The organism is Spirillospora sp. NPDC049652 (assembly GCF_040675125.1).
Taxonomy (GTDB): Bacteria; Actinomycetota; Actinomycetes; order Streptosporangiales; family Streptosporangiaceae; genus Spirillospora.
In genome coordinates this window covers 1-13,761 of record NZ_JBFAOF010000011.1, presented here as the reverse complement: position 1 = coordinate 13,761, position 13,761 = coordinate 1, and the positions used below count along the sequence as shown (strand labels likewise).

The 13,761-nt window shown below is 70.5% G+C and carries 9 protein-coding genes; 8 read left to right on the top strand and 1 reads right to left on the bottom strand.

Translation table 11 applies throughout. The features are described 5' to 3' along the window. Positions 1-368 precede the first annotated feature (368 nt). Entirely contained in the window at positions 369-506 is a 138-nt protein-coding gene (rpmH, locus tag AB0J52_RS01920) for a 50S ribosomal protein L34 (RefSeq protein WP_019633682.1), read from the bottom strand. Positions 507-1,288: 782 nt separating this feature from the next. Between rpmH and dnaA the strand changes: the two genes are divergently transcribed. From dnaA to AB0J52_RS01880, 8 genes are all read left to right on the top strand, one after another. Continuing rightward, complete coding sequence (gene dnaA, locus AB0J52_RS01915; RefSeq protein WP_500179663.1) at positions 1,289-3,565, top strand: chromosomal replication initiator protein DnaA; 2,277 nt, start codon at positions 1,289-1,291, stop codon at positions 3,563-3,565. A 600-nt stretch (positions 3,566-4,165) separates the two neighbouring features. Then, positions 4,166-5,296, top strand: a complete 1,131-nt coding sequence (gene dnaN / locus AB0J52_RS01910) for a DNA polymerase III subunit beta (RefSeq protein ID WP_500179662.1) — start codon at positions 4,166-4,168, stop codon at positions 5,294-5,296. A gap of 142 nt (positions 5,297-5,438) precedes the next feature. Continuing rightward, positions 5,439-6,359: a phosphogluconate dehydrogenase (NAD(+)-dependent, decarboxylating) gene (gnd, locus tag AB0J52_RS01905; RefSeq protein ID WP_500179661.1), complete on the top strand. Its 921-nt coding sequence runs from the start codon at positions 5,439-5,441 to the stop codon at positions 6,357-6,359. A gap of 173 nt (positions 6,360-6,532) precedes the next feature. Next, positions 6,533-7,735, top strand: coding sequence for a DNA replication/repair protein RecF (recF, locus tag AB0J52_RS01900; RefSeq protein WP_500179660.1), 1,203 nt, complete (start codon positions 6,533-6,535; stop codon positions 7,733-7,735). A gap of 40 nt (positions 7,736-7,775) precedes the next feature. After that, complete coding sequence (locus AB0J52_RS01895) at positions 7,776-8,324, top strand: DciA family protein (protein ID WP_500179659.1); 549 nt, start codon at positions 7,776-7,778, stop codon at positions 8,322-8,324. Between the two features lie 610 nt (positions 8,325-8,934). Next, on the top strand, positions 8,935-10,878 hold the full coding sequence (gene gyrB / locus AB0J52_RS01890) for a DNA topoisomerase (ATP-hydrolyzing) subunit B (RefSeq protein ID WP_500179658.1): 1,944 nt from the start codon (positions 8,935-8,937) through the stop codon (positions 10,876-10,878). Between the two features lie 40 nt (positions 10,879-10,918). Beyond that, positions 10,919-13,444, top strand: coding sequence for a DNA gyrase subunit A (gene gyrA / locus AB0J52_RS01885; protein WP_500179657.1), 2,526 nt, complete (start codon positions 10,919-10,921; stop codon positions 13,442-13,444). A gap of 46 nt (positions 13,445-13,490) precedes the next feature. Beyond that, positions 13,491-13,761 (top strand): hypothetical protein (locus AB0J52_RS01880; protein WP_500179656.1); only part of this gene is annotated, 271 nt, incomplete at its 3' end.

Here is a 13,761-nt window from a genome sequence, read left to right as displayed (position 1 = left end):
GCGTCGTTAGCGCCGAGGGACCGGTTATCCACAGGCTGTGGTTCGCCTGTGGCCGAACGGCCCGACCCGCCGGAGGCGGCTTCCCCACGACCCGCCGGAGCGGAGGCGTCCCCATGGGACGCCCCGCCCTGCGCAGGCCGGCCACCCGGCCCGGACGACCGGCGCTCCCCGTTCCGAGGCGCGGCGGCGTTCGCGGGCCGCGAACCGGCACGCGCCTCGGCGGGGAACGGCGCGGCGGAGGGATCCCTGCGGAGCAGGTGCACGACGACAGTAGGCCGTCCGGCGCGTCGCCCGCGCCGGACGGCCAGGGTGAAGTCGTCCCGCCGCCGCATCCGGTGTCCGGACGGCAGCATTGCGTCAGAGGTGGGTCAGACCGCGATGCGGGCGCGGCCCTTGCCACGCCGCGCGGAAAGGACGGCGCGCCCGGCACGGGTGCGCATGCGCAGCCGGAAGCCGTGCTTCTTGTGGCGACGACGGTTGTTCGGCTGGAAAGTACGCTTGCTCACTTGAGGCTCCAGTGCTGCGGTCGGCGAGATACAGGCTCGATGATTCGCACCGCGGGCCGCGTCCGGTCCCCCGCAGCGGGGGCCCACCCGGCTCTCCGTGAAAGGGCGAGACGGCGGGCACGCGTCATCTCCGTCGATGCGACTCGACCTCAGCACGTTACGGGCTACTCGCCGGTCCGGTCAAACGGAGCGGCCCCCGACACCTGCTGATCTTCGGCTCGGAAGCGGGACCGTCCGCCATCTCGGGCGAATATCCGTTTTCTCCCAGTGCGGCGGGCGTGACCTTGTCCACATCCATGACGCCCTTCTCGTCGGGCTCGTGCGCCCGCGCGGGAGGCGCTTGTCAAGGAATCCTGACAAGCCCTCGTGCGCCCGCGCGAAGGCTGTGGGTAACTGTGGATCTTGTGGGGACAAGGCGGTGCGGACGGGGTTCGTGAGGCGTGTTGCGACCATCCGGAGGCAGGCCCTACAGTGACGGGACGAGTTTCCCGGTATGTGCGCTCCAGCCGACCGGTTCTCCTACTTCTCGCAGGTCTCGCGGGGTTCTCCGAGACCACGACCCCCCGGTTATCCACGGCTCCCTGGGCCGCGCCATGGACTTTTACACAGGCGTCCCCCTGTTCATGCACATGCTGTGGACAACTCTGTGGACAACTCGTGAGAGAGTAGGTCTCCCGCTGAGTGGACGGGCCTTTCGGCACCCGTGCGTACCGGTGGGATCGACGGGTTGAGGGTTCTCCGCGCGACCACTGTGGGCGGAGCCATCGGGAGGGTCTTTGCGCATGGACGGACAGAATCTCGGATCCGCCTGGGCGCGCGCGGTGGCGGCACTCGCCGACCGTGACCTTTCTCCCAACCACCGCGCCTGGCTTCCGCTCGTCCGCCCGCTGGCGCTCGTGGAGGACACCGCTCTTCTGGCCGCCCCCAACGAGTTCGCGAAGAGCGCTCTGGAGAACCGGCTGCGCGGCCTCATCACCCAGGCCCTGTCGGAGGAGCTCGGCCGGGAGATCCGCGTAGCGGTGACCGTCCAGCCGGAGGCACCCGTACCCGCGCCCGCGCACGAGGGCGGGCAAGGACAGACTGACGGGCCGCCCTACAGGGGCGACGAGCAGCCTTACCGGGGTGACGACGCGCCGCCGTCCTACCGTGGCGACCGAGATCGTTCCTATGGCGACCAGGGTTACGAAGGGCGTTCCTATGGCGAGCGCCCCTACCCGGACAAGCCTTTCGCCGATCGCGGGTACGGGCCGTCGAACTACCCACCTGGCCAGGACGACGACCGCGAGCGTGACCGTGAGCGCGGCTGGTCCCCGGGGCCCCAGCGCGACGAGGACGACCGCGGGTGGGCGGGCCAGCGCGAGGACGACGACCGCGGCTGGTCCCAGCGTCCCGGCGGAGAGTACGGAGGCCGCCCCCAGGGCTACGGGCCGGGTGGTGGACGCTCGCCGTTCGAAGGCCAGGGCCGTAATCCACAGGGCGGTGGATATCCCGCCGGTTCCGACCAGGAGCGCTACCCGTCCGAAGACCGCTTCTCCGCGTCCTCCGACCAGGACCGGTACCCGGGCTCCGAGCACGACCGCTACGGCGCGGCCGGGCCGGGCGGCGGTGGCTACCCGGGTGAGCCGGGGCAGGGCGGCGACAAGAGCGGCGGATACCCCGGGTCCGACCATGGCGGTTACGGCGGCCCGCGTCCCAATGGCCGTCCCGGCATGGGCGGCGGCGCGGCGCCCGGCGCCTCCCACGCGCCCTCGCACCTGAACGACCGCACGCTCGGCACGGTGCGTCCCGAGCGGGACCCGCAGCGCGGCGGCTCCGAGCCGTCCCGCGGCGGACGGCCCGACGGCGGCGCGGCGGGCGGCCCGCAGGGTTCGCCGTTCCCGCCCTCGGACGTCTTCCAGATCGGTTCGGAGCGTCCGCCCTACCGGGGTGGCGGCGACGCCGACCAGCCCTTCCGGGACGACGACGCCGGCGCGGCGCCCGTACCCGCCGGAGCCGGCGCGTCCGGCCAGCAGGCGGCCGAGCCCGGACGGCTGAACCCGAAGTACACGTTCGAGACGTTCGTCATCGGCTCGTCCAACCGGTTCGCCCACGCGGCGGCCGTCGCCGTGGCCGAGCAGCCCGCCAAGGCGTACAACCCGCTGTTCATCTACGGCGACTCGGGCCTCGGCAAGACGCACCTGCTGCACGCCATCGGCCACTACGCGCAGAGCCTGTTCAACGGCGCGCGCGTGCGCTACGTGAGCTCCGAGGAGTTCACCAACGACTTCATCAATTCCATCCGGGACGGCAAGGCGGACGGGTTCCGCCGCCGCTACCGGGACGTCGACATCCTGCTCGTGGACGACATCCAGTTCCTGGAGGGCAAGGAGCAGACGCAGGAGGAGTTCTTCCACACCTTCAACACGCTGCACAACGCGTCCAAGCAGATCGTGATCTCGTCCGACCGTCCGCCCCGGGACCTCGTCACGCTCGAGGACCGGCTGCGCAACCGGTTCGAGTGGGGCCTGACGACCGACGTCCAGCCGCCCGAGCTGGAGACGCGCATCGCGATCCTGCAGAAGAAGGCCCGCCAGGAGGGCCTGGCCGCGCCGCCGGACGTGCTGGAGTTCATCGCCTCCCAGATCGCGACGAACATCCGCGAGCTGGAGGGGGCGCTGATCCGCGTCACCGCGTTCGCCAGCCTCAACCGCCAGTCGGTGGACATGAAGCTGGCCGAGATCGTGCTGAAGGACCTCATCCCCAACGACATCGGGCCGGAGATCACCGCCCCGATGATCATGGCTCAGACTGTGGAGTACTTCGGGACGACGATCGAGGACCTCTGTGGACCGTCGCGTTCCCGGATGCTCGTCACCGCTCGGCAGATCGCGATGTACCTCTGCCGGGAGCTGACCGACCTGTCGCTGCCCAAGATCGGCCAGCAGTTCGGCGGCCGCGACCACACCACGGTCATGCACGCCGAGCGGAAGATCCGCAGCTTGATGGCCGAACGGCGGGCGATCTACAACCAGGTGACCGAGCTGACCGGGCGCATCAAGCACCAGGCGCGCAAGCGCTGAACCTGCCCGTCCGGCGCCGGGAACGGCCGTCCGCGGGGGCGCCCGTCCAAGATCGACTCACCTGCCCTGGGGATAACCCCGCCCCGCGCGGTGGATAACCGGGGGAAAACCTGCGGACAACCCCGTTGAATCTGAGGACGACTCGTGGACGGATTGGGGACAGGCTGGGGACGGCCACCCGGCATCATGGGGACGAGTCCGTGGACAAGCTGGGGACGGCCTGTGCACACGGCCTCCCCGGAGCCCGCCGGACCGGCGTCGCGCCGCGACCGGGCCGGGAGGGCGGGGAGAACCTGCGGAAAACTCGTGGACAACCGGGGGATGACTTGAGGACGACGTGTGGGGAACGTTTCGCCGTCCCCAGGCCGCGCCGCGTCGTCCACGGCCTCTGCACAGGGCCGGTGGATGAAGACTCGCGGTCTCACCTGCGAGAACGCGGGTTGTCCACACTATCCACCGCCCCTATGACTAGTACTTCCTCTTATCTCTACTCAAGAAAAGATCCATCTCAACTCAGGGCCTGGGGAAATCCGTGAGCCCGGCCCCGACCGAGATCTGTCCGGCGCACCGTTGCCCGAAACCTGCAGGAGGCGGGTCCCCTTGAAGTTCCGCATCGACAGAGACGCCCTGGCCGACGCCGTGGCCTGGACGGCGCGCACCCTCCCGGTGCGCCCCCCGGTGCCCGTCCTCGCCGGGATGCACATCGAGGCGAGCGACCGGCTGAAGCTGTCGGCGTTCGACTACGAGGTGTCCGCCCAGGTGTCCACCGACATCGACACCGAGGAGCCGGGCACCGCCCTGGTCTCCGGCCGGCTGCTCGCCGAGATCTGCCGCAGCCTTCCTCCCCACCCTGTGGAGGTGACGACCGACGGGGCGAAGGTGATGCTCCGCTGCGGCTCGGCGAAGTTCACACTCCTCACCATGCCTGTGGAGGACTACCCGACGCTGCCGGCGATGCCGCCCGCCGCCGGCTCGGTCGGCTCCGACGAGTTCGCCGCGGCGGTGTCCCAGGTGGCGATCGCCGCCGGACGCGACGACACGATCCCGATGCTGACCGGCGTCCGGGTGGAGATCGAGGGCGAGACCGTCACCCTCGCGTCCACCGACCGGTACCGCCTGGCGGTCCGGGAGCTGCACTGGAAGCCGGAGCGGCCGGACTTCTCCGCCGTGGCCCTGGTGCCCGCCAAGACGCTCGCCGACACCGCCAAGTCGCTGACCGCGGGCGCCGAGGTCTCGATCGCCCTCGGCGGCTCCGAGGGCGGCGCGGGCGAGGGCATGATCGGGTTCGAGGGCGGCGGCCGCCGCACCACCTCCCGGCTGCTGGACGGCGACTTCGTCAAGTACCGCTCGCTGCTGCCGAGCGAGTACGCGGGCAACGCCGAGGTCTCGACCGCGTCGTTCATCGAGGCGGTCAAGCGCGTGTCGCTGGTCGCCGAGCGCAACACGCCCGTCCGGCTGTCGTTCCGGCAGGGCGAGGTGGTGCTGGAGGCGGGCACCGGCGACGAGGCGCAGGCCGTGGAGGCCCTGGAGGCCACGCTGGAGGGCGAGGACATCGACATCGCCTTCAACCACGGCTTCCTGCTGGACGGCCTGTCGGCGATCGGCTCGGACGTCGCGCGGCTGTCGTTCACGACGCCGACCAAGCCGGCCGTCCTCACGGGCAAGCCGCCGCAGGACGGGGAGAACCCCAACTACCGGTACCTGATCATGCCTGTGCGACTCTCTGGGTAAGCACCACGTCCGGGGGCACAACAGGGGACCCCGGGACGATCCGGGGCCTTCTGGGGCCGCCAGGCGACCGTCCTGGGAGCATCAGGGGGACATCCGCCCGCCGCGTGCCGCGCGCGGCGGTGCCACGCAGGGGAGTGAAGCAATGGAGCTCGGAATCATCGGTCTCGGCAAGATGGGCGGCAACATGGCCGAACGTCTGCGCCGCGGCGGCCACACCGTGGTCGGCTACGACCGCGACCCGAAGGTCAGCGACGTGGCCTCGGTGGAGGAACTGCTGGAGCGCCTGTCCGCGCCGCGCGCGGTGTGGGTGATGGTGCCCGCCGGCAAGCCCACCCAGGAGACCATCCACAGGCTGGGGGAACTGCTGTCGCCCGGTGACGTCGTCGTCGACGGCGGCAACTCCCACTATGTGGACGACCAGAAGCACGGCGCCGAGCTGGCCGAGAAGGGCATCGGCTTCGTGGACTGCGGCGTGTCCGGCGGGGTGTGGGGGCTCCAGAACGGCTACGCGCTGATGGTCGGCGGGTCCGACGAGAACGTGAAGCGGCTCATGCCGATCTTCGAGACGCTGAAGCCGGAGGGCGAGTTCGGGTTCGTCCACTCGGGCAAGATCGGCGCGGGCCACTTCGTGAAGATGGTCCACAACGGCATCGAGTACGCGATGATGCAGGCGTTCGGCGAGGGCTACGAGCTGATCGAGGCCTCCGACGTCGTCACCGACGTCCCGGGCACCTTCCGCTCCTGGCAGGAGGGCACGGTCATCCGGTCCTGGCTGCTGGACCTGATGAACCGCGCGCTGGCCGACGACCCCGAGCTCGGCGAGATCCGCGGCTACGCCAACGACTCCGGCGAGGGCCGCTGGACCGTGCAGGCCGCCGTCGACCACGCCGTCCCGCTCCCGGCGATCACCGCGTCCCTGTTCGCGCGGTTCTCCTCGCGGCAGGACGACTCCCCCGCCATGAAGATCGTCGCCGCCCTCCGGAACCAGTTCGGCGGCCACGCCGTGGAGTCCGCCAAGGGCGCCGACTCCCCCGGCGCGGACGTCGAGCCCCCCAAGGTCTGACCGCCACTCCCGGCCGCCCGAGCCCCGGCATCCCCACCCTGGGGACGCCGGGGCTCGGCCGTCGGCGCCGTCGTCCACAGCCTGTGGGCCCGCCGCCTGCGCCCGGCGCGGGACACACGTGGTGAGCTGGAGGCGTGCGGGACGCCTGGTGGGAGGGCCTACCCTCGTGTCTCGTGCATGTCGCCCATCTCTCGCTCCAGGACTTCCGCTCGTACGCGACCGCCGAGGTGCCGCTGACGAGGGGCGTCACGGCGTTCGTCGGGCCGAACGGGCAGGGCAAGACGAACCTGGTCGAGGCGATCGGGTACGTCGCGACGCACGGCAGCCACCGGGCCGCCACCGACGCGCCGCTCGTCCGCCAGGGCGCGCCGCGCGCCATCGTCCGCGCCGGCGTTGTGAAGGACGACCGCAAGGCCCTCATCGAGCTGGAGATCAACCCGGGGAAGGCCAACCGCGCCCGGCTGAACCGCTCCCCCGTCCCCAGGCCGCGCGAGATCCTGGGGATGCTGCGGACGGTGCTGTTCGCGCCCGAGGACCTCTCCCTGGTGAAGGGCGACCCCGGCGAGCGCCGCCGCTACATGGACGAGCTGCTGACGGCCCGCGCCCCGCGCTTCGCGGGCGTCCGCTCCGACTACGACCGCGTCCTCAAGCAGCGCAACGCCCTGTTGAAGTCGGCGGCCGCGCACCGGCGCTCCCCCGGGCCCGAGGTCCTGGCCACGCTGGACGTCTGGGACACGCACCTCGCGCGCACCGGGTCCGAGCTCCTGGCGGCACGCCTCGAACTCGTCGCGGCGCTGCGTCCGCTCGTGGCGCGCGCGTACGCCGAACTCGCTCCGCACAGCGGCGCGGCCGATCTGACGTACCGCAGCTCCCTCGGCGAGGGTGTCGAGTTGTCCACAGACCGTGGACAACTCGCCGAGCAGTTGCTGGGCGGTGTGGCCGAAGCGCGCAAGCAGGAACTGGAACGCGGCGTCAGCCTCGTGGGTCCGCACCGCGACGAGCTCGTCCTGCGCCTGGGCGATCTCCCCGCGCGCGGCTACGCGTCCCATGGCGAGTCGTGGTCGTTCGCCCTCGCGCTCCGCCTCGCCGCCTTCGACCTCCTGCGCGCGGACGGCGACGACCCCGTCCTCATCCTGGACGACGTCTTCGCCGAGCTCGACGCGGGCCGCCGCAGCCGCCTGGCCGAGATGGTCGCGCCCGCCGAGCAGGTCCTGATCACCGCCGCCGTCCCGGCGGACGTCCCGGCCGAGCTCACCGGCACCACCTTCGAGGTCGCGGACGGCGCCGTCTCCCCCACCCCTGTTTCGTCCAACGGGACGAACGGGGGTGCCGTGGCCCGTGGGGCGGCGGATGATGGTGAAGTGTCGCCGGGATGACCGCCGCGCGACACGCCGGGCTCGGGAAGGGGGAGGAACGGTGAACAACAATCCACGGGATGTGGACAACCCCTCTGGACCGGTGGATTCCGGGGCTTCCGCCCCCGCCGACGAAGCTCCGGCCAAGTCGGGGATCGAGCTGGCGCGCGAGGCGCTGGCGCAGGCCCGCGCGGACGCGATCAAGCGCGGCACCCTCCCCGGCCAGGGACGGCGGCGCAAGTCCCCGGCCGGAACCGGGCGGGTCCGCGAGCCCGGACGCGGCGGCGACCCGAAGCCCTTCGGCAACGCGATCCGCGACCTGCTCGCCACCCGAGGCTGGGAGCAGCGCGCCGCGGTCGGCGGCGTCTTCGGCAACTGGGCCGGCCTCGTCGGGCCGGAACTCGCCGAGCACACCCGTCCCGAGAAGTTCGACGACGGCGAACTCACGGTTCTCGCCGACTCCACCACCTGGGCGACCCAGTTGCGGCTCCTGTCGTCCACGCTCGTGCGCCGCCTGAACGAGCAGCTCGGCCACGGCACGGTCAAGCGGGTCAAGGTCGTCGGCCCGTCCTCCGGCCCTCGCCGAACCGGGGCCTGGCGCGTCCGCTGACCCGTCCGCCCATCGGACGTGGACCTCGCTGGGCGCCGACTGCACACGTTCACCGTGACCCGCACCCGGCTCCCCGTTGTTGTCGCGGCGTCCCACAGTGGCCGTCGGACATGCGTTTCAGCGGACTCCGCGTACGTCGTGTGGCCGTGGCGGCGCGGCGGCGACGGAGAGTTATCCACAGTTCGGAGCACGGCTGTGGTCGGCGGGGTCGGACGCGGCAGGCTGGAGGGACCGCGCCTCGTCGTCCGGAGGGGGCCGGGAGCGCAGGTCAGAAGGCCGGAAAGGAGTGTCGGTGGGGCATGGGAACATGCGTTCGGAGCGATCCGGTGCGGCGCGGCGCGAGCGTCCCGTAGGACGGAGAACACCCCTGGATCCATGGGGGGATGCATCTCCGGGCCCGTTCGAGCGGCACACGCGCGCACAGCGGCCGTCAGTGCCTCTTTCCGAGTTCTGAGCGGGTAAGATGGTGGAGGTTCAGGATGTTGCGCCGCCGTGGGTCGCCCAGGCTCTGTCCGACACCGACGAGGAGTAGTGGGCGTCCCTTACGTGTGTTACGGGGCACACCGCGTCAATCGCGGGACGGCGAGCGTCCCCGGCAGGAGGATCTCCTTTGGCGTACGACGCTAGTTCGATCACTGTCCTTGAGGGCCTTGAGGCGGTGCGCAAGCGCCCTGGCATGTACATCGGATCGACCGGGGAGCGCGGCCTGCACCACCTGGTCTACGAGATCGTCGACAACTCGGTCGACGAGGCGCTGGCCGGTTACGCCGACACGATCACGGTCACGCTGCTGGCCGACAACGGTGTCCGCGTCACCGACAACGGCCGCGGCATCCCGGTCGGGCTGCACCCGGTGGAGAAGAAGCCGGCGGTCGAGCTCGTGCTGACCACGCTGCACGCGGGCGGCAAGTTCGACGGCAAGTCCTACGCGGTCTCCGGCGGCCTGCACGGCGTCGGCTCGGCCGTCGTGAACGCGCTGTCCACCCGCCTGGACGCCGAGATCCGCACCGACGGCCACTACTGGCGGCAGTCCTACAACTGGAAGGGCGCGCTCGGCCCGCTGGAGAAGGGCGACCCGACCGACGAGACCGGCACCACGATCACCTTCTGGGCCGACCCGGACGTCTTCGAGACCACCGAGTGGTCGTTCGAGACGCTGTCGCGCCGCATGCAGGAGATGGCGTTCCTGAACCGCGGCCTGTCGATCAGCCTGCGGGACGAGCGGCCGGAGCACTCCACCGAGGAGGGCGAGCCGCGCGAGGTCACCTTCCACTACGAGGGCGGCATCGAGGACTTCGTCCGCTACATCAACGCGAAGAAGGAACAGGTCCACGACTCGGTCATCTACTTCAGCGACGACACCGCGGGCATGTCCGTGGAGATCGCGATGCAGTGGAACGCGTCGTACGCCGAGTCCGTGCACACCTTCGCGAACACGATCAACACGGCCGAGGGCGGCACCCACGAGGAGGGCTTCCGCGCCGCGCTGACCACGATCGTCAACCGGTACGCGCGCGACAAGGGCCTGCTGCGCGACAAGGACGACAACCTCACCGGCGAGGACGTCCGCGAGGGTCTCACCGCGATCATCTCGATCAAGCTGGCCGACCCGCAGTTCGAGGGCCAGACCAAGACCAAGCTCGGCAACACCGAGGCCAAGTCGTTCGTCCAGAAGGCCTGCAACGAGCACCTGCGCGACTGGTTCGAGGAGAACCCGGGCGAGGCCAAGGAGATCATCAACAAGGCCACCCAGGCGGCGCGCGCCCGGGTCGCGGCCCGCCAGGCGCGCGACCTGACCCGGCGCAAGAGCCTGCTGGAGTCGACCTCGCTGCCCGGCAAGCTGTCGGACTGCCAGTCCACCGACCCGGCGATGTCCGAGGTCTACATCGTCGAGGGCGACAGCGCCGGCGGCTCGGCCAAGGGCGGCCGCAACCCGATGTACCAGGCCATCCTGCCGATCCGCGGCAAGATCCTGAACGTCGAGAAGGCGCGCATCGACAAGATCCTCAAGAACAACGAGGTGCAGGCGATCATCACCGCCCTCGGCACCGGCGTGCACGACGAGTTCGACATCACCAAGCTCCGCTACCACAAGATCATCCTGATGTCGGACGCCGACGTGGACGGTCACCACATCAACACGCTGCTGCTGACCCTGCTGTTCCGGTTCATGCGGCCGCTGATCGAGGCCGGCCACGTCTACCTGGCCAAGCCACCGCTGTACAAGATCAAGTGGGACGCCCGCGGCAACGACGCCGACTACGCCTACTCCGACCCCGAGCGCGACCAGATCATCGAGCAGGGCATCGCGGCCGGCCGCCGCGACCCGCGCCCCCGCGACCAGGTGCAGCGGTTCAAGGGCCTCGGTGAGATGAACGCCGACGAGCTCTGGGACACCACCATGGACCCGGACCGCCGCGTCCTGATGCAGATCCAGCTGGACGACGCCGCGCAGGCCGACGAGCTGTTCAGCGTCCTGATGGGCGAGGAGGTCGAACCGCGCCGCGAGTTCATCCAGCGCAACGCCAAGGACGTCCGCTTCCTGGACATCTGAGTCCGCCCGGAAGAACCACTAGAGCAGAGGTTTGACGCAAGTGACTGAAACGACCACCGATGGCGGGGGCACCGGCGGGAGCGGCGGCGGGCGGATCGAGCCGGTCGACATCCAGCAGCGGATGCAGACCAGCTACCTCGACTACGCGATGTCGGTCATCGTGGCGCGCGCGCTGCCCGAGGTCCGTGACGGCCTGAAGCCCGTGCACCGCCGCGTCCTGTACGCGATGTACGACGGCGGCTACCGGCCCGACCGCGGCTACTTCAAGTGCGCGCGCGTCGTCGGCGACGTCATGGGCAACTACCACCCGCACGGCGACTCGGCCATCTACGACGCGCTCGTCCGGCTGGCCCAGCCGTGGGCGATGCGGTACCCGCTGGTCGACGGCAACGGCAACTTCGGCTCGCGCGGCAACGACCCGGCCGCGGCGATGCGGTACACCGAGTGCCGCATGGCCCCCCTGGCGATGGAGCTGCTGCGCGACATCGACAAGGAGACCGTCGACTTCACGCCGAACTACGACGGTCGTTCGGCGGAGCCGACCGTCATGCCGTCCCGCTACCCGAACCTGCTGGTCAACGGCTCGGCGGGCATCGCGGTCGGGATGGCGACCAACATCCCGCCGCACAACCTGCGCGAGGTCGCCGAGGGCGTCCAGTGGTACCTGGAGAACTACGGCGCCGCGGACGACGAGCTGCTCGAGGCCCTGATCGAGCGGGTCAAGGGCCCGGACTTCCCGACCGCCGGGCTGATCGTCGGCCGCAAGGGCATCGAGGAGGCCTACCGCACCGGGCGCGGCTCGATCACCATGCGCGCGGTGGTCGAGGTCGAGGAGATCCAGAACCGCACCTGCCTGGTGGTCACCGAGCTGCCGTACCAGGTCAACCCGGACAACCTCGCCCTCAAGATCGCCGAGCTGGTCAAGGACGGCAAGCTCGACGGCATCGCCGACGTGCGGGACGAGACGTCCGGCCGCACCGGCCAGCGCCTGGTGATCGTCCTCAAGCGGGACGCGGTCGCCAAGGTCGTCCTCAACAACCTGTACAAGCACACCCAGCTGCAGGAGACGTTCGGCGCGAACATGCTCGCGCTGGTGGACGGCGTGCCGCGCACGCTGCGCCTCGACCAGTTCATCCGGTACTGGGTCGAGCACCAGATCGACGTGATCGTCCGCCGCACCCGGTACCTGCTGCGCAAGGCCGAGGAGCGCGCCCACATCCTGCGCGCGCTGCTGAAGGCGCTCGACCGGATCGAAGAGGTCATCGCGCTGATCCGCCGGTCGCCGTCCGCGCAGGAGGCGCAGCGGGGCCTGATGGCGCTGCTGGAGATCGACGAGATCCAGGCGCAGGCCATCCTGGACATGCAGCTGCGCAAGCTGGCCGCCCTGGAGCGCCAGGCCATCATCGACGAGTACGACAAGCTGATGGCCGAGATCGCCGACTACAACGAGATCCTGGCCTCGCCCGAGCGGCAGCGCGCGATCGTCGGCGAGGAGCTCGCGCCGATCGTGGAGAAGTACGGCGACGAGCGCCGCACCGAGATCATCCCCTTCGACGGCGACGTGTCCTACGAGGACCTCATCGCCGAGGAGGACGTGGTCGTCACGATCACCCGCGGCGGCTACGCCAAGCGCACCCGCACCGACCACTACCGGGCGCAGCGGCGCGGCGGCAAGGGCGTGCGCGGCGCGCAGCTGAAGCAGGACGACATCGTCGACCAGTTCTTCGTCACCACGACGCACCACTGGATCCTGTTCTTCACCAACAAGGGCCGGGTCTACCGGGCCAAGGCCTACGAGCTGCCGGACTCGGGGCGCGACTCGCGCGGCCAGCACGTCGCGAACCTGCTCGCCTTCCAGCCGGACGAGCACATCGCCCAGGTCATGGACCTGCGCGACTACGACGTCGCCCCGTACCTGGTGCTCGCCACCAGCAAGGGCAAGGTGAAGAAGACCGCGCTGCGCGACTTCGACTCGCCCCGCACCGGCGGCATCATCGCGATCAACCTGGCCGACGACGACGAGGTCATCGCGGCCCGGCTGGTGTCCCCGGACGACGACCTGCTGATGGTGTCCACCAACGCGCAGTCGATCCGGTTCTCGGCGGACGACGACTCGCTGCGTCCGATGGGCCGGGCGACCTCCGGCGTGATCGGCATGCGGTTCGAGGGCGAGCAGCAGTTGCTGAACATGCTGGTTGCGTCCGATCCGTCCCAGGATGTCCTGGTGGCGACCGAAGGTGGCTATGCGAAGCGCACCCCGATTGACCAATATCCCCGCCAGGGACGTGGGGGTAAGGGAGTGCTCACCGCTAAGATCGTGGAATCTCGCGGCCGGTTGGTCGGGGCGCTGATGGTCGGCCCGGACGACGAGGTCTTCGCGATGACCGCCTCCGGGGGGGTCATCCGGACGACCGCGGCGGAGATCAAGCAGTCCGGTCGGCAGACCATGGGGGTCCGGCTGATGAACCTCGCGAACGGCGACGGCGTCGTCGCGATCGCGAGGAACGTAGAGTCCATGGAGGACACCGGCGAGGACGACACGGCCGAGGCAGGAGAGGGCGAGTGACCCTCCCGCCCGCCGCCGCGTCCGCGCCGCCAGGCCAGGAGGTCACGTGAGCAGCGAGCCCGGTACGGACAAGCCCTTGGTGAACAAGGGCACGGCGTCCGGCAGGTCGGACCGGGGGAAGGCCGTGCCCGCCGCGTCCAAGCCCGGGCGCGACGAGGCGACGGTGGACATCACCCCGCCCGTCGACGAGACCAAGCACGACCTGCCGAAGGTCGAGGACAAGCCGTCCTCGGCCAGGTCGACGTCCATGCCGTCCGCGGCCGCCAAGCCCGCCGGCCGCCCGGCCGGCGGCTCCGCGAAGCCGGCCTGGGACGAGC